Below are 25,578 nucleotides of genomic sequence, written 5' to 3'. Positions count from 1 at the left end.
CTCACGCACAATGTCGGAAACGCCGGCGTCTGCCGGCCTTCCGGCTTTTTTTATGGTTTGGTTTCTCCCATGTCCCGCACCCTGCAACTGACCGAGCAGCTCATCAGCCTGCCTTCCGTCACCCCCGAAGATGCCGGCTGCCTCGAGCTGCTGGCCGATGCCCTGATTCCCCTGGGCTTTGAATGCGAGCGGCTGGACAGCGGCCCGGAGGATTTCCGCGTCCGCAACCTATGGGCAAAACACCGCACAGGCCCGGTCCTTGAGGCGCAGAGTGCCATCGGATCGGACAAGCCCGTGCTGGTCTTCGCTGGCCATACCGACGTGGTGCCGCCGGGCCCGCTCAACCAGTGGAGCAGCCCGCCCTTCGTGCCCATGCACCGCAACGGCCGCCTCTACGGCCGCGGCGCCAGCGACATGAAAACTTCCATCGCGGCCTTTGTCGTGGCGCTGGAGGAATTCCTGCAGGCCACGCCCGAACCGGCCTTCGACATTGCCCTGTTGCTGACCAGCGACGAGGAAGGCCCGTCCGTGGACGGCACCAAGGTCGTGGTCGAGGCGCTCAGGCAGCGCGGCGAGCGCCTGGACTGGTGCATCGTGGGCGAGCCCACCTCGGTCAACCAGACCGGCGACATGATCAAGAACGGCCGCCGCGGCACCATGAGCGGCAAGCTCACGGTCAACGGCATCCAGGGCCATATCGCCTACCCACAGCTGGCCCGCAACCCCATCCACGAGGCCCTGCCAGCCCTGGCAGAGCTGGCCGCCACCGTCTGGGACCGGGGCAATGCCTTCTTTCCCCCGACCAGCTGGCAGATCAGCAACATCCACGGCGGCACCGGCGCGAGCAACGTCATTCCCGGCCACGTGGTGATCGACTTCAACTTCCGCTTCTCGACCGAATCCACGGCCGAGTCGCTGCAGCGGCGGGTGCACGAGGTGCTGGACCGCCACGGCATCGAGTACTCGCTGGTCTGGACCATCGGCGGCCAGCCCTTCCTGACCGAGCCCGGCACGCTGGTGCATGCCGTGCAGGCCGCCATCAAGGACGAAACCGGGCTGGACACGGAGCTGTCCACCACGGGCGGCACCAGCGACGGGCGCTTCATCGCCCAGATCTGTCCCCAGGTCATCGAGCTGGGACCGCCCAACGCCAGCATCCACAAGATCGACGAATACATTGCCGTGGCCGATATCGAGCCGCTCAAGAACATCTACCGCAAGACGCTGGAACAGCTGCAGCAGGCCCAGGCCGGCCGCAGCGCCGCCCCGGTGCTGCATGCGGCCTGAACACCCAATGACTTTAGCCAACGCAAACCCTCCCGCCATCCAGGGCGACACCGTGGCGGCCCTGGTGGCCTCCGGCGCCCGCGCCCTGACAGCAGCCGGCGTGGCCTTCGGGCACGGCACGGCCACGGCCGAAGACGAGGCCGCCTGGCTCACGCTGTGGAAGCTGGGCCTGCCGCTGGACAGCGAACTCACGCCCGGCGCCCCCGAATCCATAGCAGATCAAGCTGTAACTCAGGAACAGCAAGTGCTGGTAGCTACGCTTTTTGAAGAACGCATCCGCACACGCAAGCCTGCCGCCTATCTGACGCGCGAAGCCTGGCTGCAAGGCGTGCCCTTTTACATCGACGAGCGCTCCATCGTGCCGCGCAGCTTCATCGCCGAGCTGCTGGCCGACGGCAGCATCGACGACTGGCTCTCCGACAGGACCCAGGCCGTGCTGGACCTGTGCACCGGCAACGGCAGCCTGGCCTGCCTGGCAGCCATGGCCTACCCCGATGTGCAGGTGACCGGCGCCGACATCTCGCTCGATGCGCTGGCCGTGGCCCGCATCAATGTGGACAAGCACGGGCTGCAGCAGCGCGTGCGCCTGGTGCAAAGCGACGGCCTGGCCGCCGTGCCCGGCCCATGGGACCTGGTGCTGTGCAATCCGCCCTATGTGAACGCCGGCAGCATGGCCCGCCTGCCCGCCGAATACCGCGCCGAGCCCGAACTGGCGCTGGCCGGCGGCGAGGACGGCATGGACTTCATCCGCCAGCTCCTCAGGGACCTGCCAGCGCGCCTGAACAAGCAGGCCGTGGTGGTGCTGGAGATCGGTAACGAAAAACCGTTCTTCGAAGCCGCCTTCCCCGATCTGCCCGTGTTCTGGCTGGATACCAGCTCGGGCGACGAGCAGGTGCTGCTGATCACCGAAGAAGCGCTGCGCCACTGGGCGCAGGCAGCGCCAGCGGCCTGACCCTCCTGGCATGCAGGCCGCGTCGCTCTCCATAACGTAGCGGCTGGCGCCTGACCCACCTAGATTTTCGATGGATTTTCCCTCGAATTCCAGAGCCATCCTGCGCCAGCAGCTCCCGGACCGCTAGCATCCCGTACAGCGATCGCTGCGCGGGCCGATCCCTCAATACGACATCACGCGGGTAGCCAGCCTGGAAATCGGCGTGCGCACCAGGCCCTCCACGCGCGGCGGCAGCAACATGGGCTTGAGCAGCATGCGCACGGCCAGATCCGCGGGCAGGCGGCGGCTGACCAGCTCGTAGATGCGCTGGGCCATGTCCTCGAACCGCGTGGCGCTGTCCGCGAAATAATCGCCCTTGTGCGCCCACACATGGCGCAGCGCCACGTCGGAATCGCTTTCGCGCAGCTCCTTGAGCCGGCCGTACAGCGCGCCGGCGATGCGCGCGCGTCCCACGGGCGCCTCCTGCTGCAGCTCCTTGAAGTACTTGAGGAAGTGCTTGTAGTGGCTGACCTCGTCGTTGCGGATATGGCCCAGCAGTTCGGTCAGCACCGGCTCGTCGCTGAGCTCGCGCAGCGTGTGGTAGTAGGCGGTGGTGCCAGTCTCCACCACGCAGCGCGCCACCATTTCCAGGCGCTGGTCGGGGTAAAGCTCCTCCACCGTGCAAAGCTTGGAATATTCGCCGAAGAAGCTGTCATAGGCCCGCTGCCACGGAAAGCGCGGCCATACGGCTTCGACATAGGCGCGCAGCGCCCGGCCGTGCTGCAGCTCCTCGGCCTCCCAGTGGTCCTTGAGCCAGGCGCTGATTTCGGGATAGGCCGCATAGTGCTCGGCCAGATTGGTCGCATAGGTATCCGAGCCTGTTTCGATGAACGAGGCGCTCATCAGCAGGAAGAACATGTCCTCGCTGTGCTCTATGGCCTGGCGGTCGATGCGCGAGAAATCGAGATCCTCGACGCGCCAGTGCGCGGAACCCGCCGCGCGGTGGGTTTCGCCCGCAACTGGCGAGGCCGGTGCATGGAGGGAATGGCGTTGGATGGATGGCATCGAATCAAGAATGAGCCGGTACCTGCAGTGCCCGGTGCTTCCAGGCGGCAGGCTGCGGCGTTGCAAGCAATGGCGACATGCCATCTTGATGACAATGCGCGGCCATTCCGTGTCAGCCTATGCCGACACTGCTAGGCTCCGACAAGTCCTGAAACACAATTTTTCGCTACCCTTCCATGGATTTACGTGCCCTGCGCTACTTCATCACCGTGCTGGAAGCCGGTTCCCTCTCGCGTGCCGCGCATTCGCTGTATGTGGCCCAGCCCGCGCTCACGGCACAGATCAAGAAGCTGGAAGCCGAACTGGGCACCCAGTTGCTGGAGCGCAGCCATGCGGGCGTCACGCCCACGCCCGCCGGCAACCAGCTGTACGAGGATGCGCGCCGCCTGCTGTCGGATGCCGATGCCATGTGCGAGCGCCTGCAGCGCCTGCCCCAGGGGCCCGAGGGCTCGGTCACCATCGCCATGCCGTTCCTGCTCACCAGCCTGCTCATGGGGCCGGTGATTGCCGGCCTGCGCGAGACGCACCCGCGCATCCACGTGTTCGTGCTCGACGATCTGAGCCTCATGGTGCAAAAGGCCATGCTGGACCGCCGCGCGGATCTGGGCATTCTCGTGGACACGCCGAGCCTGCAGGAGCTGCAGCTCGCCCCCCTGGCCAGCGAAGCCATCTTCTTTTGCGGCCGCGATGCCAACGGGTCCGTTGCGCCGGTGCTGCGGCCATCACAGGCCGCTGCCGGCACTGCCGCTGCGTCTTCCTATCCCTGCATAGACTTTGCCGATGCCGCGGCGCAGCCGCTGGTGCTGCAGTCGCGCCGCTTCGCGATCCGCCAGGCCGTGGAAAATGCCGCCGCGCAGCGCCAGGCACGCCTGAACATCGTGCACGAGCATGATTCGGCCCGCGTGATCCGCTCGCTCTACCATTGCGGCGCCGGCTTCACCTTCACGCCGGCCTGTTCGCTGGCCGAGGCCCTGCCCTGGCGGCCCCAGGCCCCGCGTGCCGCCACCGACCCGCAGTGGATCGTGGCCCAGGTCGTCAATCCGTCGCTGCAGCGCCACTACCACCTGGCCCAGCATCCGGGCAAAGCCGGCGATGCCGCCGTGCAGGTCGTGCGCCATGCCGTGGTGCAGCATGCGCGCAGCCTGATCGACAGCGGCATCTGGCAGGCCCGGTGGCTCCACGAAGCCCGGCCTTGAACGGCAGGCGTCTGCGGTCCGGTGCCTCCTGACAAACCCTAGGCCGGACCGGCTCCGGCAAGTTCCGCCATCGTCAAACCTCCGCAGGCATTGGATTTCAACAGCCATCAAATTATTTGATGGAGCTGAATCAGCAAACAGTATTTCCTTGATCCCCGCAGATTTTGGGACAGTGCATCCATGGCCGCGACGGCCCACCTGAGCCTTTCCCAACACCAGACCGGAGCATGCCAACACCGGCGGCTCCACAGAGACAAGGACTGTCATGATTTCCAAGGACCTGCCCCAGCCCGGCGCACCGATTCCCAATGTCGGCGAACTGGTCGCCCGCAGCTGCCAGCTCTATGCATCGCATCCTGCCGTGACCAGCGCCGCCAAAAGCGTGACCTACGGCCAGCTCGAAAAGCGCTCCAACCAGCTGGCCAATGCGCTGCAGGCCAAGGGACTGGCACGCGGCGACCGCGTCGGCATCTATCTGGCCAACTGCGTGGAAATCGTGGAGCTGGAGCTGGCCTGCTACAAGGCCGGCCTGATCAAGGCACCGTTCAATGCCCGCCTGTCGCCGCGCGAGGTCGGCGAGATTGCCGCCAACAGCGATGCGGCACTGATCGTGACCACCGCCGAGCGGGCCGAAGCCTTCCGGCCCCATCTGCAGAACCCCGCCGTCCAGTTGCTGCTGCTCGACGGCCCGGCCGGCGACAACTACGAAGCCGCTCTGGCGGCCGCCAGCGACCGGTTCGAGCCCGTGGCCGTGCACGAGCACGAAGTGGCCGTGCTGCACTACACCTCGGGCTCCTCGGGCGTGCTCAAGGCCGCCATGCAGACCTTCGGCAACCGGCTGGCCCAGCTGCGCAAGTTCCTGATGCGCGGCGAAGGCATGCATGCCGGCCACATCCTGGGCCTGGTCGGTCCCGTGACCCATGCCTCGGGCATGCAGATGATGCCGGCCCTGTGCACGGGCGCCACCATCCATCTGTTCTCGGGCTTCGAGCCTGCGCGCTTCATGGCGGAGATGCAGCAGCGCCGCGTCACCCACACCTTCATGGTTCCGACCATGATCAACATGCTGCTGGCCGAGACCCAGGGCCGGTACCGGCCCCTGCCCGACCTGCTGCGCCTGGGCTATGGCGCCGCTCCCATGGCGCCCGCTCGCATCATGCAGGCCATGGACGTTTTCGGCCCCGTGCTCTCGCAAGGCTACGGCGCCGGCGAAACCACATCGGGCGTCTGCGCACTCACCGTGCAGGACCATCTGTATGCGCGTGCGGCCAGGCCCGAGCTGCTGGCCTCCTGCGGCCGGCCGTTCCTGGAGTCCCGGGTCGAAGTCGTGGACGACGACGGCCACCCGGTGGCCCAGGGCGAGGTGGGCGAGATCGTGGTCAGCGGCGCCGACGTGTTTGCCGGCTACTGGCGCGCACCCGAGCTGACGGCCGAGGTGCTGAAAAACGGCCGCTACCACACGGGCGACCTGGCGCGCGTGGACGACGAGGGCTTTGTCTACATCGTGGACCGCAAGAAGGACATGGTCATCAGCGGCGGCTTCAATGTCTATCCGTCCGAAGTCGAGGCCGTGCTCTACGAGCATGCCCATGTGGCCGATGCCTGCGTGTTCGCCATTCCCGACGACAAATGGGGGGAGGCCGTGGCCGCGCACATCGTGCTCAAGCCCGGCCAGCAGCCCGACAGCGCGGCCATAGACCGCTTCTGCGCCGAACGCCTGGGCGGATTCAAGCGCCCGCGCCATATCGAATTCGTGCAGCAGCTGCCCAAGAACCCCAACGGCAAGGTCATGCGCAAAGCCGTGCAGGCTCCGTACTGGAGCAACCTCAGCCGCAAGGTGAACTGAAATGAATGCCAAAGACATGCAAGCTGCTTCCCAGCGCCCAGGCGACCTGATCGAGATGCCCTTCGAAGGCTCGCCGCGTGCAGCCGAGCTGATCGCCAAGCTCAATGACTTTCTCCACGGCGAGCTGGCAGAGCTGGCCCGCGAACATGGCATAGACCACGAGCACAGCCCCGGCAAGGAGCTGCTGCGCAAGGTCTGGAAACGCTCCCACGCGCTGGGCTTTTACGGCATGACCCTGCCCCAGGCCATGGGCGGCGAAGGGCTGTCCGTGCTCGACCAGGTGCTGATCAAGGAAGCCATCTACGCCAGCGGCTCTCCGTTTGCCCCCCATGTGCTGGGCGAGCTCAGCGGCCCCCCGCGCGTCGGTGCCCTGGTGCGCAAGGCCACGCCCGAGCAGATGGAAAAATTCATCCTGCCCGTGGCACGCGCCGAAAAATCCATCTGCTTTGCGCTGACCGAAGCCGGCGCCGGCTCCGATGCCGGTGCGCTGGAAACCCGTGCCGAGCTGGACGGCGACAGCTATGTGCTCAGCGGCAGAAAGCGCTTCATCTCGGGCTCGCCGTTTGCCGACTTTGCCGTTCTCATGGCGTCCACCGCGCCCCAAGGCGCGGTGCAGCGCGAGATCAGCGCCTTCTTCGTGGACCTCACGGCCGAGGGCGTCGAAGTCGTCAGCGGCTACAAGACCATGGCCGGCCAGTCCCACACGGGCGACATCCTGCTGGACAAGGTACGTGTACCAGCCGCTCACATGATCGGCGAGCCGGGCCGCGGCCTGGCCCTGGCGCTGGGCCGCATCACGGTCAACCGCCTGCTGCACTGCCCTGCCATGCTGGGCCTGGCCCAATGCGCCCTGCGCGACGCGCGTGACTATGCGCTGGCACGCCAGCAGTTCGGCCGCAGCATTGCCCAGTTCCAGTCCATACAGCACATGCTGGCCGACATGGCCACGGAGTGGACGGCCGCGCGGGCCCTGATGATCCAGACCGCGCGCGCCATCGATGCGGGCATCGACGCGCGCGCCCAGGCATCGATGAGCAAGCTGTTCTGCTCCGAAAAAGCCTTTGCGATTGCCGACCGAGCGGTACAGATCCATGGCGGCGAAGGCATCGTCCAGGGCCGGCGCGTGGAATTCCTGTTCCGCATGCTGCGCATGTACCGCGTGCTGACGGGCACCAGCGAGATCCAGCGCAACACCATTGCCAAGGAACTGCTCGCGGCGCCCGGCAGCCAGGTTGGCTGACGCATAGGCCGCGCCAAGACCGCAGCGGCATAGACAAAAGGAGACAAGAATGAACACCCTCTCACGCCGGCAGCTTCTGGCCCGTGCCATGGGCACGGCGCTGCTTCCGTCCTTTCTTCCCATGGCCGGCGCGCTCGCTGCAAGACCGGCCCTGGCCCAGGCGCCCTATCCCAGCCGGCCCGTCAAATGGCTGGTGCCCTATCTGGCTGCCACGGGACCGGATATCGCCGCGCGCATTCTGGCCGAAGCCGTAGGCCCCCTCCTCGGACAGCCCATCGTCATCGAGAACCGTGCCGGCGCCGCAGGCAATATCGGCACCCGCGTGGCCGCCAAGTCCCCCGCCGACGGATACACCCTGCTCTACACCGGCACGCCGCTGGCCGCCAACATGCACATCTACAAGAATCCGGGCTACGACGCGCTCAAGGATTTCCGCCACATCATGCGCCTGAGCAGTTCGGACGTCGGTCTGGTGGTCCATGCGGATTCCGACATCCGCACGCTGGACGACCTGCTGGCCAGGCTCAAGGCTAATCCCGGCCAAGTCGACTATGCCTCGGGCGGCATAGGCACGCCCTCGCACCTGGGCATGGAGCAGTTCCTGAGCGCCACCAGAACAAAGGCCATGCATGTGCCCTACAAGGGAGCCTCCGAACTGGTCAACGCCATCCTGGGCCACCAGGTCGCCTTTGGCATGCCCATCTTTGCGGCGGCCCATCCCATGATCAAGGCCGGCAAGCTGCGCGCCCTGGCCATTGCCGGCCCCAGGCGCAATCCCGTCGCTCCCCAGGTGCCCACGCTGACCGAGCTTGGCGTACCGGGCGTGGAGCTGACTTCCTGGGGCGGCCTGTCGGTGCCGGCAGGCACGCCCGACGCCGTGGTGAACGCGATCTACAAGGCGTTTTCCGAAGCGCTCAGGCAACCTGCGGTGATTGCCGCCTTGCAGGAAAACGGCGGCCTCGTCGATGTGAGGGATTCGGCCTCCTTCGTCCAGAACATCCGCCAGGAAATGCAGCTGACCGAGGCCATGATGAAGAAAGTGGGGCTGCAGCCCATCTGACGGTGTTCATGGCCCGGCGGATTGACGCCGGGCGCCGCCTCGGTACTCAGTATTCCAGCGTCTGGACGCCCCGGGCCGTGCCCAGCAGGCACACGGCAGCCTTCTGGTGGGCAAAGACGCCGACGGTGACCACACCGGGCCACTGGTTGACCTCCGACTCGAACGCCAGGGGATCGGCAATCTTCAGGCCGCGCACGTCGAGAATGTGCTGGCCGTTGTCGGTCACCAGCGGTGCGCCGTCCTTCATGCGGATCTGCGCGTGGATCCCCGATTGCCCGCCCAGGGCCTCGAAACGGCGGGCAATCTGCCCCGCGGCCATGGGGATCACTTCCACGGGCAGCGGGAAGGCGCCCAGAACGTCCACGCGCTTGGATTCGTCGGCGATGCAGACAAAACGGTCCGCCAGCGCGGCCACGATCTTCTCGCGCGTCAGTGCCGCGCCGCCGCCCTTGACCATGTAGCCCTTGCCGTCGATCTCGTCGGCGCCGTCGATATAGACCGCCAGGCGCTGCACCTCGTTGGCATCGAGCACCTTGATGCCCAGGGCCTTCAGGCGCTCGGTGCTGGCCACGGAGCTGGAGACGGCGCCGGGAATGCTGTCCTTGACCGTGGCCAGTGCGTCAATGAACTTGTTGACCGTGGAGCCCGTGCCCACGCCCACGATCTCGCCGGGGACCACGTATTTCAGGGCCGCCTGGCCCACCAGGGTTTTGAGTTCGTCTTGGGAATATTGAGAGGCAGAGGAAGCAGCAGCTGTCGTCATGAGTGAAAATCCAGGTAATCCCGCGATTATCCCTATGTCCTTTATTCCTTACTCCCTGACACGCCCTATCCTGTTCGGCATGGATCCCGAAGCCGCCCACGACTTCACCATGAATCTCATGGCCAGGGGCCAGAACACGCCGCTGCAATGCGCCTGGTCGCGCCCCATGGTCGACGATCCCATCGAGCTGGCCGGCCTCCGATTCCCGAACCGCGTGGGCATGGCCGCAGGCCTGGACAAAAACGCACGCTGCATCGATGCGCTGGCTGCCATGGGCTTCGGCTTCGTGGAGGTCGGCACCGTCACGCCGCGCCCCCAGCCCGGCAACCCCAAGCCGCGCATGTTCCGCATCCCCGAGAAAAAGGCGCTGATCAACCGCCTGGGCTTCAACAACGAGGGCCTGGATGCCTTTCTGGCCAACGTGCGCCGCTCCCGGGTCCGTGCCAGCGGCAAGCCCATGCTGCTGGGCCTCAATATCGGCAAGAACGCCACCACGCCCATCGAGGAAGCCACCGGCGACTACCTCAAGGCGCTCGACGGCGTGTACCCGCATGCCGACTATGTGACGGTCAACATCAGCTCCCCCAACACCAAGAACCTGCGCGCCCTGCAAAGTGACGAGGCGCTGGACAGCCTGCTGGGCGCCATCGCCGGGCGCCGCGAGCAACTGGCCGCGCAGCATGCGAAGCGCGTTCCCGTATTCGTGAAAATCGCTCCCGATCTGGTGGAGGAGCAGATTGGCGTGATCGCCGCCACCCTGCAGCGCCACGGCATGGATGGCGTGATCGCCACCAACACCACCATCAGCCGCGAGGCCGTGCAGGGCCTGCCGCATGCCCAGGAAACCGGCGGCCTGTCAGGCGCGCCCGTGCTCGAGGCCAGCAACCAGGTGATACGCCAGCTGCGCTCGGCCCTGGGCAGCCGCTTTCCCATCATCGGCGTGGGCGGCATCCTCAGCGGCGCCGATGCGGTCAGCAAGATCCGCGCAGGCGCCGACGTGGTACAGATCTACAGCGGCCTGATCTATCGCGGCCCCGATCTGGTGCCCGAAGCCGCGCGTGCCATCGCCCAGATGCGTTGACGGCCAAAGCCGTCTTCCGCCTCGGCTCGCCATAAAAAAACAGCCTGTGGAAACAGGCTGTTTTTTGGAATGCCGCGCCTCAGGAGCGGCTCTTCTGCTGCAGCTTGAGAATCCAGGGCAGCAAGACGCTGCCGAGCCGAAAGAGCTTGCGCGGCCCGACCACCACCGCCGCAGCGCCTGCGGCAGCAACGGCGATCGGATGCAGCCGCGTGAAGCTGACAATACGCTCCACCAGCGGGGCATCCGGGCGTACCCGCGTTTCCTGCGTGCTTGCCAGTGCACGGGCCTGCGCATGCGCGGCGGCCCGCGCCCTCAGCCGTTCACGCTGCACCGCAATGCGCCGCAGCACTTTCTGCTGTGCCGGCGTCGCGCGCTCCCAGAGCGCCAGGTCAACGCCTATAGGAATGCCTGCGGAGGAAGTCGATTTGGAATCGGCCATGGCTACAGCTTCTCCTTCAATGCTCTCCAGTCCGTCATCAGCTCATGGCGGGTAAGCTCGAACGGCTGCGACAGCTGGCGCGCAGCGGCAATCAAGCGCCACAAGGCCAAGGCCCAGACCACCAGCCACCCAAGGGCCAGCAGCCAGCCGGCCGTGATGCGATGCTCCGTATCCCAGAACTGCACCATCACGGCCATGGTCAATGCAAGCAGCACGACCACCGTCAATCCGCCAAGCACCAGGCCGACAATCAGCAGCGTCTGCAGGCTGCGCCTGTGCTGCTGCCACTCGAGACGTGCCAGGTCGGCCCGGTCTTCGGCAGCCAGCGCAGTCTCGATCAGGGCAGCACGGCAACGGGCCGCCCAGGCATCCAGTCCCAGAAGTGAAACCCAATTCACTGGTCTGTATCCGCTTTGTTGTCTGAAGCCGGCTGCGCGATCAACGGCGGCCCAGCATGAAGCCCAGCAGGGCACCCACGGCCAGGGCGGCGCCGGCGACGCGCCAGGGTTCATCGCGCGCATAGCGGTCGGCGGCATCGACCGCATCCCGCGCCTGGCGCGCGGCCTCCTGGGCTGCACGCACGGCCGACTCGCGCACGTTGCTCATGCCGTCGTCGATGCGCTGACGCAGCAGATGGATATCCGGTACCTTGTCCAGTTCCTTGGCGGCAAGCAGGCCGCGCAGATCGTTGACCAGCTTTTCCAGATCTTCTTGGGCTGTGGAAACAGTGTCGGAAACAGAGCGGGACATATGCGACCTTTCTTGAAGAAATTATGGGATGCGGGCCTGCCAAACCCGCAGACTAAGCCATCGGCACTTGCCGCCCGCCAGGTCTGCCGACAGGCGCGCATCGCAAGGCACAGCTTGTATCGATCTTACAGAATTCGTAGCGCACTCCAAGCTTTCGAGGACTGACCGCCATGTCGGACATCTTCGGTACTGTCCTGCTTGCCTTGCCGGGGCAGACGACCAGGCCGCTGCAGAAACCGGATCAGCGGGCCAGCATTGCCGCCACGTATTCGCCGATGGCCAGGCTGCTGGTCAGTCCCGGCGACTCTATGCCGAACAGCTGCACCACGCCCGGCACGCCGTGCTGGCCAGGGCCCTGGATCCAGAAATCCGCAGCAGGCGCACCAGGTCCGCTGATCTTCGGGCGGATGCCTGCATAGCCGCTGACCAGCGATCCGTCCTTCAGTGCAGGCCAGTAGCGGCGTATTTCGGCATAGAAGGCATCCGCGCGCCGGCCATCCACCTGCAGGTCCCGGGCGTTGTCCACCCATTGCACGTCCGGGCCGAACTTGGCCTGACCGCCCAGATCCAGCGTCAGGTGCACGCCCAGTCCCGCCGCTTCCGGAACCGGATAGACCAGATGGCGAAACGGCGCCCTGCCCGTCAATGTGAAATAGTTGCCCTTGGCAAAAAAAGCCTCGGGCACGTGCTGCTGCGAGAAGCCCTCAAAACGGCGCGCCAGGGCCGGAGCATTCAATCCCGCCGCATTGACCACCGTGGCCGCATGCAGCTGCATACCGTCGACCATGGTCAACAGAATGCCGTCGCTCAGTATCCGGGCTGCCTGCAGCGCCGCATGCAGCACCACCATGCCGCCCGCATTCTCGAGATCGCCCTGCAGGCTCAGCATCAGCCCATGGCTGTCCACGATCCCGGTGCTGGGCGACAGCAGGGCGGCTTCGCAATGCAACGCCGGCTCCAGCGCCTTGGCCTCTGCGGCTTGCAGCCATTGCAGGTCGGCCACGCCATTGGCCGCAGCCTTGGCCTGGATGCCATGCAATTGCTGCACCTGCTCTGCGCTGGTCGCCACGATCAGCTTGCCGCAGCGCCGATGCTCCACTCCGCGTGTCTCGCAATATCGGTAAAGCAGCTCCTTGCCGCGCACGCACAGCATGGCCTTGAGCGAACCCTGGGGATAGTAGATTCCGGCATGGATGACCTCGCTGTTGCGCGAACTGGTTCCGGTGCCGATGGCATCTTCGGCTTCCAGAACCATGACTTCCCTGCCTGCCAATGCCAAAGCCCGGGCCACCGCGAGGCCGACCACGCCCGCCCCCACCACCACACAATCGACACGATCCACCATATCTACAGCCATTCATGCAATTTCACTTCGCGAGAAATATGCCACAGGCGGGGTGCGGACCAGAAGCGGCTAGTCATGGGGCAAGCCTCGCCAGCAACCGGTCCAGCGCCTGCCGGTAACGTTCGCTCAGCATTGGGGCTTCTCCAGGCCTGCCCCGTGCCGACGCCAGCGCCAAGCCGCTACCATGCGCATGATCGACCAGTATGTCGCGCCACAGCACGGGCTCGGACGTGATAGCGGCCAACTGTGCCGTCAGGTGATCGGTGATCTGCCGGCTGACCCCGGCAAAAGCATCGGGTTCGGAAAAGATGGCCAGCGTCAGCTGGGGGTGCCTGCCCACCGCATCGTGATAGCGGCACAGCAGCCCTCGGATGACCTCCAGCGGGGCCGCGCCCTCTTCCTGTCCGTCCATCACTTCGCCATAGATGCGGTCCGAGAGTGCCCGCAACAGTGAGGCATGGTCCTGCACATGGTGATAAAGACTCATGGGCGTGACGCCCAGCCGCGCAGCCAGGGCGCGCATGCTCAGTCCCTTGCCGCCGCCCTCTTCCAGCAGCTCCAGCGCCGCGGCCAGAATGCCCTCCCGGCTCACGCCCGCTCCCTGGGCCGGGCGGCCACGCGGACGGCTCATGGTGCCCGCCGGTAGGTGGACTGCACCAGGCCCGAGGCAAAGCTTCGGCTGGCCACCAGCGTCCAGTCGATGTCGTGCGGCACGGCGCCGAACAGCGGGCGGCCCGCGCCCAGCAGCACCGGCACCGTGGTGATGACCATGTCGCTGACCAGGCCCTCGCGCAGGAAGGACTGGATCAGCTGCCCGCCGTCCACGTAGATGCGGCGCACGTTCTGCTGCGCCAGCTCCTCCAGCAGTTGCCGAGGCGTTTGCGCGGCGAACCGCACCTTGCCGCGCAGCGCCTCGGGCACGGCCGTGCCGGACAGCTGGCGCGACAGCACGACGACCGGGCGGTCGTAGGGCCAGGGGTCAAAGCCGGCCACGGCCTCGTAGGTGACGCGGCCCATCACGATCAGGTCCTTGTCGGCGATGAAGTCCTGGTAGCCGTGGTCCTCGGCGGGATCGTCGCGCTGCAGCAGCCAGGAGATGTCGCCGTCGGGGCGGGCGATGAAGCCGTCGAGGCTGGTGGCAATGAAAACATGGGCAGTGACCATGGAATACTCCTATATTTATACATTGTATATTTTAAAGAAGAGACCCATGAAAAAGGCCACGGACGCCGGGCGTCCGTGGCCTTTTGAGCCTGGGCGAGAAAACCGCTCAGTGGCTGCTGTCGATGGTCTTCACATGCTCGGCCACCTGCGCTGCCGTCACGTCGCCGGGGCGGCGCCCCAGGTCTGGCGCATGTAGTTGACCAGGTCGGCCATCTCCTCGTCGCTCAGCCTGTCAGCAAAGCCGGGCATGGCCTGCATGCGCTCGCCGTGGGCCAGGTCGCGCTCATGCACGCCCTCGCGGATCACCCGGATCAGGTTGATCGGCGTGGGGAACATGGCCGTGGTGTTGGTGCTCATGGGCACGGACGAATGCGGCTGGCCCGCGCCCTGCGCGCCGTGGCAGCCCGCACACAAGCCCAGGTACAGGTGCTCGCCCTTGACGTTGACCTGGCCTTCGGGCACGGCGGCAAGCTGCGCGTTGGGGCCGGGCATCTCGCGGTTCTGCGTCAGGTAGGCGGCCATGGCGCGCACGTCCGCCTCGGCCATGCGCGAGGTCGAATGGTCCAGCACCGAAGCCATGCGGAAGGTCATCACGCCCTGCGGCGACACGCCGGTGCGGAAGAACCTGACCAGATCGTCCTTGGTCCAGCCGCGCTGGCTCAGGGCATCTGGCGTGATGGCCGGAGCGTACGAGCCTTCGATGGTATTGCCTTCCAGGTAGCGCGAGGCGTCCATGGCAAACGTGGCCGTGCGCGGGCTGTGGCACTCGGCACAATGGCCCAGCACATCCACCAGATATTTGCCGCGCACCAGTTCATCCACGGACATGTCGAATTCCCTGGCTGCGGGGCGGTTGAGCGCATTCCACATGGCCACGGCCGGACGGATGCTGAACGGGAAATGCATCTCGCTGGGCTTGTTGGCCACTTCGACCGCGGGCTGCTTCATCAGCCACACCCACAGCGCATCGACGTCGGCGCGCGTGACCTGGTGGTAGCTGGCATACGGCATGGCCGGATAGAGGTTCTTGCGGCCGGGGGCGATGCCGGCTGCCACCGCGCGGTACAGGTCGTCGGCCGTCCAGTTGCCGATGCCGTGCTCCTTGGACGGCGAGATGTTGGTGCCGTAGAGCGTGCCCATGGGCGTGACCATGGGCACGCCGCCCGCGAGCTCCGCGCCGGTCGTCGGCGAGCTGTGGCAGGCCGCGCAATCGCCGGCGCGGAACACCTGCTCGCCGCGCTTGTACAGCGCATCGAACTCCTTGGCATCCAGCTTGGCAAAGTCCACCGTCGCCGGCGGCACGCTGCTGGAGCTGCCCCACCAGTACATGCCGCCTGCCACCAGCACGCCGGCCACCACGGCCAGGCACAGGCCCTTGATCCAGGTGCATTTAGCCATTGTTCACCACCTCCTTGGTGCGCTTGCCCGTGGTCAGGCCCGGCGTCTTCAGGATTACGTCGCGCACGGCGTTGTAGTAGCGCACATAGCCGGTGCAGCGGCAGATGTGGGGCTCGAGCTGCTGCTCGATGGCCTTTTCGACGTCGTCGGCGGGCACGGGATGCTTCTCGAGCTTTTCCACCAGCACGGTGGCCGAGTTCACGAAGCCCGGCGTGCAGTAGCCGCACTGGAAGGAGTAGTGCTCCAGGAAGGCCTTCTGCACCGGCGACGGATGGACTACGCCCTTGTCGTCCACCGAGGCGATGCCCTCGACGGTGCGGATGGTCTTGCCATTGAGCCAGGTCACGCCGGTCACGCAGGCGGGCACGGTGATGGAGCCCTTTTCGGGGTCGTCCACGATGATGGTGCAGGCGCGGCACACGCCCTGGCCGCAACCCAGGCGGGTGCCGTTCATGCCCGCGTATTCCTGCAGGAACTCGATCATCATCAAGTCCTTGGGAACGTCGACGGGGCCTACTTTTTTGCGGTTGATGGTGGCTGAGAATTGGATGCGGTCGGAGGACATCACAGGGCCTCTTTGATCTTGTCGGGGGTCACGGGGGTGGCATGGAAGCGCTTGCCGGTGGCGTGGGCGATGGCGTTGACGCAGGCGGCGACCACCGGAATCATCACCACCTCGGCCATGCCCTTGGGCGGGTCGGTGCGCGACAGCGGCGGCAGCACCACGCCCTCGGCCTTCCACACGGCCACTTCGCTGGCACGCGGCACGTGGTAGCGGTTCAGGCTCCACTGGCCGTTGCCGGGGCCGGTCTCGTGGCGCGGCAGGTCTTCGTACAGCGCGTGGCCTATGCCCATGGCCACGCCGCCCTGGATCTGGCCCGAGACCAGCTCGGGCACGATCTGCGTGCCGCATTCCAGCCAGGTCTTGTGCGAGAGGATGTTCACTTTGCCCGTACCCGGAGCCACGGACAGCTCCACCATGGTCGCGCAAGGCGCGTAGTACACCGTGCCCGCGTTGGTGCGCTGCACCGGAGGGTAGTAGACCTTGTCGCGCGCGATGAAGGCGTAGCCGCCATGCTTCATGGAGGCCTTCTTGGCATCGCTCGCACCCTTGCCGTACTGTACGGACAGCGCGTCGACCATGGCCTGGAACTTGCGGCCATCGACCGTGAAGTCGGCCTTGGCCCAGGCCCAGCGGTTGAAGGCATGCACGCACACGCCGGTCACGATGCCCAGCTCGTGCGCGCGGGCGGCCAGGCGCTCCAGGCTGAGCGGCTCCAGGCCTTCGGCCACGAGCATGCGGTCGCGCCACTCCAGCATGTCTTCGGTGACGGTGCTGGGCAGCAGCTGGCCGCCGCCTTCCTTGCCGGACCAGATAGCCTGGGCTGCGGGCCACAGGCAGAGCTTGAGCAGCAACTGCGCAGCCTGCTGCGTGGCGTGACGGAAGTAGTAGGCCGAGTTCGAGGCCGATACCGGCGAGACCAGGCGCGGCGTCCAGGTCGGGTCCTTGGCCAGTTCGTCTTCCTTGGCCTGGGGCGTGGTATAGGGCTCGTCCTTGGTGTGCAGCGGCAGATTGTCCCAATGGTTCACCGCAAAATCCACATCGTCCGCCGGGCGGCCCAGGAAGGGCTCGACCGCCATCAGCTGCGCCGTGGTGCTGCCAGTGCCGATCTCGGTGGTGATATGGCGCATCTTGATGCGGCCCTCGGGCGTGATCTCAAGCTGTGCGATCGAGGCTTCCGCACCCGTGCCGAAGTCCTTTTGCACCGCACCGAAGCCTATGCCATAAAGCAGGCCGGGGTTGGCCGCCTCGAAGTCGGCCTTGCGCTTGGCACGCTCGGTCCACATCGGGTCCTTGGCGGCCATGTCGAGGATCTCACCTATGCGCAGATGGCCCGAGGGCGAGGCGCCCTGGGTGTTCTTCATGCTGCTCTTGAGCACGTTGCGCTGGCGCAGCTCGATGGCGTCGAGCCCGATTTCCTGGGCGATCTCGTCGACCAGCATCTCGGTATAGGCCATGGACTGCACCGTGCCATAGCCGCGCATGGAGCCGGCCGTGACGCCGATGGAGGGATGCACCTCGGTCGACAGGTCGCTCTCGGGGAAGTAGTAGATGGACTGCGCCGCCGTCACCGCCACCGTCCCCACCGAGGGACTGAAGTTGGTCACGCCGCCGCCATCGCCCACCATATGGCAGGTCAGCGCATGGAACTTGCCGTCCTTGTCCACAGAGATCGCGGTCTCCACGTCGAAGGGGTGACGCTTGAGCGCGAACTGGAAATGCTTCCAGCGGTCCAGCGCCAGCCGCACCGGGCGGCCCTGGGCATACAGCGAGGCCAGCGCCACGTAGAACGGGAAGGGATGGTGCTCCTTCTGACCGTAGCCCACGGTGTAGGAGCTGATGTAGTCCAGCTTGTTCAGCGGCAGCTTGCTGTCCTTGAGCATGTGCATCACATGCTCGGCCGTGCCGTAGGGGGCCTGGCTTGCGGCCACCATATGCAGCGCACCGCTGCCCTGCTCATACCAGGCCAGCCCGTTTTCCATCTCCATGGCCATGTGTTCGATGGACTGGCTGTAGTACTTGCGAGCAAAGGCGCGCAGCCCTTCCTTGGGCTGTTTCATCTCGGCCTGGATGCGGGCCGACTCGCCCATCAGCGCGCCGAAGGCCGGGTGGCTGCTGTCAGGCCAGTGCACGCCTTTTTCGTCGAGCTGCGGCCAGACGACGGTGTTCTTCATGGGCGAGAACTTGTCCTCGCCGTAGGCATCCTCACCCTGTACGCGCACATAGCGCGCGGCAACATAGGGCGCACGCGGCGGCTGGGCGGCCTCGGCGCCGAAACGGAAGATGGCGTCGTTGAAGCGCAGGCGCTGGTTGGCCACGCGGAACTTCTCGTAGTCATGCCAGATGGCCACGGCCACCGGGTGACCCAGCATGGGCGAAACCTGGCCCTTCTTGACGAAGAACTCGCCGTAGAAGCCGGGATCGGGCATGCGCAGTCCGTCGGCGGCGATGGACTCTGCGTCGATCAGCACATCGGGCTGGTAGTCGCTGCCCAGCACCGACAGGTCCAGGCCTTCGTAGATGCGGTCGGCGCGCGGGATGTGGATGGTCAGCGCATGCGACTGCTTGTCGGGCCAGCCCTGCATGTCCCGGGCGCGCAGGTCGATGGCAAAGACCTTCTGCCCGGTGACCTTGGCCAGACCGTCGCGGCGGTAATTGAGCGTGTTGCCGCTGATCCAGTGGGTTTCCTGGCCCCCGGCGGGCGTGATCAATTCCGCGAGCGCGTCTTTGACCGGGCGCACGCTTGCAATCACGCCCATGGCGGCGGCAGCTTTCAGAAAACTGCGCCGATTCAAGTCCAGTTTGGACACGGTTCCAACTCCTTGCTGCAATGCGCACATGCAACAGCAAGGACTGGCGTGGGCACATCGCTAGATGACTGTGTATTCCCGAGCCTTCAGGCCCCGAGAGTCAAAAAGCAGGTGATAACGGCTGCTGTCACTGTAGGCATGTGCCCGCATTTCCACAACCTCAACCGTCCGCCACGCTTTGGTCTTTTAAAAGACTAAGAGGCGCGCAGTATAGAAACAGTGCTCGGATCTCGGGTGAGCGCTGCATAAATACAAGTTAAATACTCGGAAACTTGTCCTGCATCAATGATTTTCCCGGCGCATTGAGGCATCCACACATCGAGCCGCCACTTCAGCCCCAAGGAACCGCCCTGGGCAAAGCATGGCGGAGCACCACTGTTGCCGAGTTTGGAACGCTGTATTTCAGCGCGCGCCCCTATTCATGCAGCGGCCCGGCATCTACATTCCCACGGTCCTGCCATCGTCCGAAAGAATCCGGACGCAGCGGCTTCACATGGTTCATGGAAAACCGCCATGGTTTGCCTGAACAAGCGAGCAGCTCCAATCCCGTCAATACAAACAAAGAAAATCTCATGGTCGCCACCACATCCCCGCACCTTCGTCGCCTTGCTGCCGCCGCTCTGCTGCTGGCCGCAGTTGCAGCACATGCAGACTCCGATCGTTCCCTGGGACTCTATGCAGAGGGCGGCATTGCTCCGCATGGCCAGGGCGACACCTATTCCTTGGCGCTAGGCGTTCTGGTTCCCTGGGCGCCCGTCGAAGCATTGCGCAATGGCCCCTGGTCCTTCCACTGGGATCTGTATGCCAGCGATTGGAATGCCCCCCTGCAAACCGGTGGACGCCGCAACTATGCGCAGATCGGAGGCATCGCGACTTTCCGCTACCGCTTCGGCGCAAGCAGTTCCCCCTGGTTCGCCGAAGCCGGCCTTGGCGGCACGATGATGCATCGCGTGTACCACACCAGCACGCACGATTTCAGCACCGCCTTCCAGTTCACCGAGGTGCTGGGCCTGGGCTACAGCTTCGGCGCACAGCGGGAGCACGAGCTGTCGCTGCGGCTGCAGCATTTTTCCAATGCCGGCATCAAGGAGCCCAACCCCGGCGAAAACTTTGTACGCCTGCGTTACGCCTACCGTTTCTGATACCAGGCGTCCGTTTCATTGCATGGCCTTTTTCGCATCTGCAATGGCTGGGGCGGGAATTCCGGCAGGCCGGCCCACCTGACCACTGCCGGGGCAGTCCGAGCGAGAATGAACGGATGTTTCAGTTCCCGAACACAGGCACGCCTCTCTGAACATGGATATCAATCTCATCAGAAATTTCGTCGAGGTGGTGGATGCCTGCAGCCTCAGCGAGGCGGCGCGGCGCCGTGATGTGACCCGCTCCAAGGTCAGCAAGGAACTGAAGGCGCTCGAGGCCTCGCTCGGCACCCGGCTGCTGCACCGCTCGACCCGCAGCATTGCGCTGACCGAGGCCGGCGAGGTCCTGTACCAGCATGGCCGCAACATCATCGAGCAGGTCGAGGCCGCCCGGGGCTCGATCGACGCACTGCAGCACGAGGTGACGGGAACCGTGCGGCTGAGCATCCCCACCGGACTGGGCGAGCTGTACCTGGCCGAGATGCTGCTCGAGTTCCGCAAGCTCCATCCGCAGGTGCGCATCCGCGTGCTCTTCTCCAACCGGGTGAGCGACCTGATGGGCGCCGAGATCGACATCGCGGTGCGGGTGGCGAGTGCGGTGAACGAGCAGCTGGTGGCCCGGGATCTGGGAGCGGTCGAGACCGCGCTGTATGCGAGCCGCGATTTCGCGCGTGCGCATCGGTTCAGGCAGCCCGCCGACATTCCCCATGGCGTGCTGCTGACGCCACCGGGCGATGGCAAGACCTACACCATCACCGTCAGCAACCATTCGCAGGACATCCAGCTCCACTGCGAGCCCTATGTCACCAGCGAGCATTTCCCCTTCCTCAAGCATTCGATGATGGCGGGCTGCGGCGTGGCCGCACTGCCCCGCTACATGGTCATCGACGAGCTGCGCGCGGGCACGGTGCAGCGAGTGTGCCCGGACTGGCGCGTGTCCGGGCTGGGCGACAGGCTCTACATCATCACGCTGGCCAATCGCCGCCCGCCGCATGCGGTCAAGGTCATGACGGAGTTCCTGCAGGCGCGGCTGCGCCGGTTCGCGGAGTGAGGCGGTCCCGGCTCACTGGTCGAGCGCGATGCGGTTGTCGACGATCACCTTGCGCCACATCGCACTGTCTTCCTTCAGGAAGGCATCCAGCTCCTGCTGGGTCTGGGGCTTTCTGCCCGCCAGGTACTGGGTGCCCAGCGCCGCGATGAACTCCGGCTTCTGGACGACCGCATCGACGGCCGACTTGAGCCGGGCGCTGGCCGCAGCGGGCGTGCCCGACGGAACCGCCACGCCGAACCAGGTGGCCGCCTTGAAGCCCGGGAATCCCGACTCGGCAATCGTCGGCGTGTCGGGCAGGAACGTGGAGCGCGCCAGGGCGGTGGTGGCGATGGGCACGAGCTTGCCCGCCTTGATCTGCGGCAGCGACGTGCCCACCACATCGACCATGAGCTGGGTGTCGTTGGACATCAGCGCCGTCAGCGCCGGCGCGCTGCCGTTGAAGGGGATGTGCGTGGCCTCCACGCCCAGGCGGCTCTTGATGAGCTCGGTGGTCAGCTGCAGCGGGTTGCCCAGGCCTATGGAGCTGTAGTTCAGCTGGCCCGCGTGGGCCTGTGCATAGGTCTTGAGCTCGGCCACATTCCTGATACCGGTCTGGCTGTTGGTGACCAGCACCAGCGGCGCCTCGGCCAGGATGTTGGTCAGCGTCAGGTCCTTGGCCGGCTCGTAGCTGAGCTTCTTGTACAGCAGCGGATTGAGCACCATGCTGGCATTGCTGGCCAGCAGCAGCGTGTAGCCGTCCGCCGGTGCGCGCGCCACGGCGGCGGCCGCGATCATGGTGTTGGCACCCGGCTTGTTCTCGACCACCACCGGCTGCTTGATCTCCGCCGACAGGTGGGTGGCCAGCGTGCGCGCCAGCAGGTCGGCCGAGCCGCCCGGCGCATACGGGGCCACCAGCTTCAGCGGCTTGCTGGGATAGTCGGCCTGGGCGGGGGTCTGGGCATTCGCCAGGGATACCAGGCCGGCCAGGGCCAGGCAGAACAGGGTTTGCTTCATGAGGTGTTGTCTCCTTGGGTTTCTTGTCGGGCTGGCTACACCTTGCGCTGCTGCGCGCCCCAGAACTGGTCGCGCAGCCTGCGCTTGGCGATCTTGCCGTTGTCGTCGCGCGGCAGGGTGCGGAACTCCATGCTCCTGGGCACCTTGTAGGCGGCAAGCCGCTGCCGGAGCCAGGCCTTGAGCTCCTCGGCCAGCGCGGGGCCGGCATCGGGCGACTCGACCAGGGCGAGCAGGCTTTCGCCGAACTCCGCGTCGGGAACGCCCAGCACCGCGCAGTCCGAGACCGAGGGATGCTTGAGCAGCTCGTTCTCGATCTCGGCCGGATAGATGTTGACCCCGCCCGAAATGACCAGGTCGGAGTCCCGGTCGCAGACATAGAGAAAGCCCTGCTCATCGAGGTAGCCCATGTCGCCCAGCGTCACCAGGCCGTCGCGGTCTATCTGGCGCCGCGCCTCCTCGTTGCCCTGGTAGCTGAAGTCGGCATAGGCGGGCTGGCGCACATAGATCAGCCCGACCTCGCCGGCCGGCAGCGGCGCGCCCGACTTGTCGAGGATGCGCACCTGGGCGTCCGGCAGCGGCCGGCCCGCGCTGCCGGGGCGGGCCAGGGCCTGGTGCGAGTCGATGAAGGTGACCAGGCCGGCTTCGCTGGAGGCATAGGTCTCGTTGATCACGGGGCCCAGCCATTCGATCATGGCCTTCTTGATCTCCGGCGCGCAGGGCGAACCCGTGGAGGCGATGAAGCGCAGCGACGACAGGTCGTACTTTTCGCGCACCTCGCGGGGCAGGCGCAGCAGGCGCACATACATGATGGGCACCATGTAGGCCGTGTCTATGCGGTGCTCCTGCACCAGCCGCAGAAACTCCTCGGGGTCGAAGCGCTGCTCCAGCACCACCAACTGCGACAGCATGAGCGCGTTCTGGAAATACAGGCTGGGGGCGCTGTGGTAGATGGGCGCGGCCAGCAGCGTGCGCGCGCCCTCGCGCAGGCCGTAGGCGGTTTCCACCAGCCGGCGGCTCATGGCCTGGCGCGCGGGCAGTTCCTCCACCGGCACCGGCAGGCGCACCACGCCCTTGGGGCGGCCCGTGGTGCCCGAGGTATAGGCCATGTGTCCGCGCGGCGACACGAAGGGGCCGTCATACGGCTGCTGCCGTGCCAGCCAGCACTCGTAGTCCTGGCCTTCATTACCTTTGCCCGCGCCCACCACCAGGCGGGGGATGGAAGTGTGCAGCGGCTGCTGCAGGCCGTCGAGCAGGGACTGGCTGGTGATCAGCGCCTTGGCGCCGCTGTCGCCCACGATGAAATCGATCTCGGGCGCGGTGAAGTGCCAGTTCAAGGGGCAGTAGCTCATGCCGCCTATGCGGCAGGCGTGCACCACGTCGGCATACTCCAGGCCGTTGCGCAGGTGCACGGCCACCACATCGCCGGCCTGCAGGCCCATGGACCTCAGGCCCTGGGCCAGGCGGCTGCCGCGGCTGTGCTGCTGCCGCGCATCGGTCTCGACGCCCTGGAACAGCAGGGTGGACAGGGGTTGCGGCGCCTGCATCATGCCGCCCTCCCCGGCTGGTTGGCGCTGATGGCCTGCTGCCTGGCCTGGGCCCAGTCCTCGTCGTCCCAGTGCTGGTACTCGGTGAAGTAGGCGCCATTGGCCAGTGCATCGCCGCCGTCCAGCGTAATGGTCTGCCCGTTCAGCCAGGTATTGCCGGGGGCCAGCATATAGGCCGCCAGATTGCCCAGGTCCTCCCCCGTGCCCAGGCGGCGCATGGGATTGTCGGCCTGGCGCCGCGCGGCGGAATCCTCGTTGCCCTTGATGCCGGGCCGCAGGCGGCTGCTCGCGCCCTGGGTGGGAATCACGCCCGGCGCAATCGCGTTGCAGCGTATGCCCTTGGGGCCCCATTCCACGGCCAGGGACTTGGTCATCGCGTCCAGTCCGGCCTTGGACATGGCCGAGGGCACGACGAAGGGCGCGCCCGTGTCCACCCAGGTCACCACGATGGACAGTATCGAGCCCGGCAACTGCCCGGCGATCCACTGGCGGCCCACGGCCTGCGTGACGTAGAAGCTGCCGCGGAACACGATGTCGGAGATGGCGTGGAAGCCGTTGACGCTGAGGTCCTCGGTGCGGCTGACGAAGTTGCCTGCCGCATTGTTGACCAGGGCCGTCAGCGGGCCGTGGTTCTGCCAGAGATCTTCAATGGTTTGCTGCACCGCCTCGGGCGAGCGTATGTCCAGCGCATGCGCGAACGCCGCCGTGCCGTAGTCCGCCTTCAGCTGCACCGCGGCGGCCTCGACCACCTCGAGCCGGCGGCCGCACAGATGGATTTCCGCGCCCAGCGAGGCCAGCTTTCGCGCCATGGCCAGCCCGAGGCCGGTGCCTCCGCCCGTGATGAGAATGCGCTGGCCGGCATACAAGTCCGGTTGGAACATGCCTGTCTCCTTGTTGGTACAGGCACACTGTAAAGACCGAACTGTTTCTCAGAAAGCCACGTCTTGGACGCAGCTTGTTTCCTCCATGGCTACAAAGCACTAGCCAGGGTCGCTGTCTCGTGCTTACAGACATGGAATCTGCTTGGCACGGGCAAAACAAAAGCCCTCTTGAATCAAGGATTCAAGAGGGCTTGGTATCTGGTGGGTGATACATGGATCGAACATGTGACCCCTGCCGTGTGAAGGCAGTGCTCTACCGCTGAGCTAATCACCCGCATGTCTTGGCGACAAGACCGCGATTATGTCACAGATTGGCAGCTTCGCCTTCGAACTTGCGCCATGCGGTTTTGCCGCCGCTGGATTTGTCCATTTGCACGAGCACATCTTCATGGGCTTCCAGCTCCTGCGCATTGGCGCGCACGATCTGCAGCTTGAAGCTGCTCAAATCAACCACCGGCACGACAGGCCCGCCCGCATCGCTTTCGGCCGGCTCATCGACCATGAGCAAGGCATCCTGGCCGCGCGTGAGGTTGATGTAGACATCGGCCAGCAGTTCCGCATCCAGCAAGGCGCCGTGCAGGGTACGGCCGGAATTGTCCACCCCCAGGCGGTCGCACAGCGAATCGAGCGAATTGCGCTTGCCCGGATACAGCTCCTTGGCCATGACCAGGGTGTCGATCACGCCGGACACACATTCCTTGAGCGGCGGGCGCCGGGCCAGCTTGAGCTCGTTGTTCAGAAAGCCCAGGTCGAACGGCGCATTGTGGATGATGAGTTCCGCACCTTGCAGATAGGCCCAGATCTCGTCGATCTTCTCCTCGAAGCGCGGCTTGTCCTTCAGGAACTCGGTGGTGATGCCGTGCACCCGCAAGGCGTCAGGATGGCTGTCGCGGCCTGCGTTGAAGTACAGGTGCAGATTGTTGCCGGTGAGCTTGCGGTTGACCAGTTCCACACAGCCCAGCTCGATCAGGCGATCGCCGTCGGCCGCCGACAGGCCCGTGGTTTCCGTATCCAGAACGATTTGGCGCGACAT

At 65.7% G+C, this 25,578-nt stretch carries 24 protein-coding genes and 1 tRNA gene; 9 read left to right on the top strand and 16 right to left on the bottom strand.

Annotation, left to right across the window (positions count from 1 at the left end):
- Positions 1-69 precede the first annotated feature (69 nt).
- Positions 70-1,287 (top strand): succinyl-diaminopimelate desuccinylase, encoded by a 1,218-nt coding sequence (gene dapE, locus V8Z74_RS03815; protein WP_349708047.1) that lies wholly within the window; start codon positions 70-72, stop codon positions 1,285-1,287.
- Positions 1,288-1,294: 7 nt separating this feature from the next.
- Entirely contained in the window at positions 1,295-2,239 is a 945-nt protein-coding gene (gene prmB / locus V8Z74_RS03810; RefSeq protein WP_349708046.1) for a 50S ribosomal protein L3 N(5)-glutamine methyltransferase, read from the top strand.
- Positions 2,240-2,401: 162 nt separating this feature from the next.
- On the opposite strand, the gene V8Z74_RS03805 is transcribed toward prmB, so the two are convergent.
- Positions 2,402-3,283: a ferritin-like domain-containing protein gene (locus V8Z74_RS03805; RefSeq protein WP_349708044.1), complete on the bottom strand. Its 882-nt coding sequence runs from the start codon at positions 3,281-3,283 to the stop codon at positions 2,402-2,404.
- Between the two features lie 176 nt (positions 3,284-3,459).
- Between V8Z74_RS03805 and V8Z74_RS03800 the strand changes: the two genes are divergently transcribed.
- The 4 genes from V8Z74_RS03800 (at position 3,460) to V8Z74_RS03785 (ending at position 8,625) form a co-directional block, all read left to right on the top strand.
- Positions 3,460-4,479, top strand: coding sequence for a LysR family transcriptional regulator (locus V8Z74_RS03800; protein ID WP_349708043.1), 1,020 nt, complete (start codon positions 3,460-3,462; stop codon positions 4,477-4,479).
- Between the two features lie 265 nt (positions 4,480-4,744).
- Complete coding sequence (locus V8Z74_RS03795; RefSeq protein WP_349708041.1) at positions 4,745-6,325, top strand: class I adenylate-forming enzyme family protein; 1,581 nt, start codon at positions 4,745-4,747, stop codon at positions 6,323-6,325.
- A 1-nt stretch (position 6,326) separates the two neighbouring features.
- Positions 6,327-7,565, top strand: coding sequence for an acyl-CoA dehydrogenase family protein (locus tag V8Z74_RS03790; RefSeq protein ID WP_349708040.1), 1,239 nt, complete (start codon positions 6,327-6,329; stop codon positions 7,563-7,565).
- Positions 7,566-7,614: 49 nt separating this feature from the next.
- Positions 7,615-8,625, top strand: coding sequence for a Bug family tripartite tricarboxylate transporter substrate binding protein (locus tag V8Z74_RS03785; RefSeq protein ID WP_349708038.1), 1,011 nt, complete (start codon positions 7,615-7,617; stop codon positions 8,623-8,625).
- Positions 8,626-8,671: 46 nt separating this feature from the next.
- On the opposite strand, the gene rpiA is transcribed toward V8Z74_RS03785, so the two are convergent.
- The gene (rpiA, locus tag V8Z74_RS03780) at positions 8,672-9,388 is read right to left on the bottom strand and encodes a ribose-5-phosphate isomerase RpiA (RefSeq protein WP_349708036.1); all 717 of its coding nucleotides are present in this window, start codon (positions 9,386-9,388) and stop codon (positions 8,672-8,674) included.
- A 34-nt stretch (positions 9,389-9,422) separates the two neighbouring features.
- Between rpiA and V8Z74_RS03775 the strand changes: the two genes are divergently transcribed.
- Positions 9,423-10,469: a quinone-dependent dihydroorotate dehydrogenase gene (locus tag V8Z74_RS03775; RefSeq protein ID WP_349708034.1), complete on the top strand. Its 1,047-nt coding sequence runs from the start codon at positions 9,423-9,425 to the stop codon at positions 10,467-10,469.
- Between the two features lie 79 nt (positions 10,470-10,548).
- Here V8Z74_RS03775 and V8Z74_RS03770 read toward each other — a convergent pair whose 3' ends face one another.
- From V8Z74_RS03770 to V8Z74_RS03730, 9 genes are all read right to left on the bottom strand, one after another.
- Positions 10,549-10,908 carry a hypothetical protein gene (locus tag V8Z74_RS03770; protein WP_349708033.1) on the bottom strand — a complete coding sequence of 120 codons (360 nt, stop codon included), beginning with the start codon at positions 10,906-10,908 and terminating at the stop codon, positions 10,549-10,551.
- Between the two features lie 2 nt (positions 10,909-10,910).
- Positions 10,911-11,306 carry a phage holin family protein gene (locus V8Z74_RS03765; RefSeq protein WP_066481543.1) on the bottom strand — a complete coding sequence of 132 codons (396 nt, stop codon included), beginning with the start codon at positions 11,304-11,306 and terminating at the stop codon, positions 10,911-10,913.
- 40 nt (positions 11,307-11,346) lie between these two features.
- Complete coding sequence (locus V8Z74_RS03760; RefSeq protein ID WP_066481538.1) at positions 11,347-11,658, bottom strand: glycine zipper domain-containing protein; 312 nt, start codon at positions 11,656-11,658, stop codon at positions 11,347-11,349.
- 241 nt (positions 11,659-11,899) lie between these two features.
- Complete coding sequence (locus V8Z74_RS03755) at positions 11,900-13,003, bottom strand: NAD(P)/FAD-dependent oxidoreductase (protein ID WP_349708169.1); 1,104 nt, start codon at positions 13,001-13,003, stop codon at positions 11,900-11,902.
- Positions 13,004-13,076: 73 nt separating this feature from the next.
- A complete protein-coding gene (locus V8Z74_RS03750; RefSeq protein WP_349708032.1) occupies positions 13,077-13,634 on the bottom strand; it encodes a TetR/AcrR family transcriptional regulator in 558 nt (185 codons plus the stop codon).
- Complete coding sequence (locus V8Z74_RS03745; RefSeq protein ID WP_349708031.1) at positions 13,631-14,167, bottom strand: dihydrofolate reductase family protein; 537 nt, start codon at positions 14,165-14,167, stop codon at positions 13,631-13,633. The genes V8Z74_RS03750 and V8Z74_RS03745 overlap by 4 nt, the downstream gene beginning before the upstream one ends.
- Before the next feature lie 156 nt (positions 14,168-14,323).
- Positions 14,324-15,565 carry a c-type cytochrome gene (locus V8Z74_RS03740; RefSeq protein WP_349708030.1) on the bottom strand — a complete coding sequence of 414 codons (1,242 nt, stop codon included), beginning with the start codon at positions 15,563-15,565 and terminating at the stop codon, positions 14,324-14,326.
- Entirely contained in the window at positions 15,558-16,130 is a 573-nt protein-coding gene (locus V8Z74_RS03735; protein ID WP_066481499.1) for a (2Fe-2S)-binding protein, read from the bottom strand. Before V8Z74_RS03735 ends, V8Z74_RS03740 begins: the two co-directional genes overlap by 8 nt.
- On the bottom strand, positions 16,130-18,937 hold the full coding sequence (locus V8Z74_RS03730) for a xanthine dehydrogenase family protein molybdopterin-binding subunit (RefSeq protein ID WP_349708028.1): 2,808 nt from the start codon (positions 18,935-18,937) through the stop codon (positions 16,130-16,132). The genes V8Z74_RS03735 and V8Z74_RS03730 overlap by 1 nt, the downstream gene beginning before the upstream one ends.
- Before the next feature lie 500 nt (positions 18,938-19,437).
- Here V8Z74_RS03730 and V8Z74_RS03725 point away from each other — a divergent pair, with 500 nt between their 5' ends.
- On the top strand, positions 19,438-20,079 hold the full coding sequence (locus V8Z74_RS03725; protein WP_349708027.1) for an acyloxyacyl hydrolase: 642 nt from the start codon (positions 19,438-19,440) through the stop codon (positions 20,077-20,079).
- Positions 20,080-20,233: 154 nt separating this feature from the next.
- Complete coding sequence (locus V8Z74_RS03720; RefSeq protein ID WP_349708026.1) at positions 20,234-21,127, top strand: LysR family transcriptional regulator; 894 nt, start codon at positions 20,234-20,236, stop codon at positions 21,125-21,127.
- Positions 21,128-21,139: 12 nt separating this feature from the next.
- On the opposite strand, the gene V8Z74_RS03715 is transcribed toward V8Z74_RS03720, so the two are convergent.
- The 5 genes from V8Z74_RS03715 to dnaQ all read right to left on the bottom strand — a co-directional run bounded on the left by V8Z74_RS03715 (position 21,140) and on the right by dnaQ (position 25,578).
- Positions 21,140-22,120 (bottom strand): Bug family tripartite tricarboxylate transporter substrate binding protein, encoded by a 981-nt coding sequence (locus V8Z74_RS03715; RefSeq protein WP_349708024.1) that lies wholly within the window; start codon positions 22,118-22,120, stop codon positions 21,140-21,142.
- A gap of 35 nt (positions 22,121-22,155) precedes the next feature.
- Positions 22,156-23,667 carry an AMP-binding protein gene (locus V8Z74_RS03710; RefSeq protein WP_349708023.1) on the bottom strand — a complete coding sequence of 504 codons (1,512 nt, stop codon included), beginning with the start codon at positions 23,665-23,667 and terminating at the stop codon, positions 22,156-22,158.
- Positions 23,664-24,545 (bottom strand): SDR family oxidoreductase, encoded by an 882-nt coding sequence (locus V8Z74_RS03705; RefSeq protein WP_349708021.1) that lies wholly within the window; start codon positions 24,543-24,545, stop codon positions 23,664-23,666. Before V8Z74_RS03705 ends, V8Z74_RS03710 begins: the two co-directional genes overlap by 4 nt.
- A 199-nt stretch (positions 24,546-24,744) precedes the next feature.
- Positions 24,745-24,819 (bottom strand) — tRNA-Val (locus tag V8Z74_RS03700).
- A 30-nt stretch (positions 24,820-24,849) separates the two neighbouring features.
- The gene (gene dnaQ, locus V8Z74_RS03695; protein ID WP_066481462.1) at positions 24,850-25,578 is read right to left on the bottom strand and encodes a DNA polymerase III subunit epsilon; all 729 of its coding nucleotides are present in this window, start codon (positions 25,576-25,578) and stop codon (positions 24,850-24,852) included.

The sequence above is a fragment of the Comamonas sp. w2-DMI genome (assembly GCF_040187735.1).
GTDB classification, from domain to species: domain Bacteria; phylum Pseudomonadota; class Gammaproteobacteria; order Burkholderiales; family Burkholderiaceae_C; genus Comamonas; species Comamonas terrae.
The sequence above is the reverse complement of the archived record's forward strand: the minus strand, read 5'-3'. Positions and strand labels throughout refer to the sequence as shown.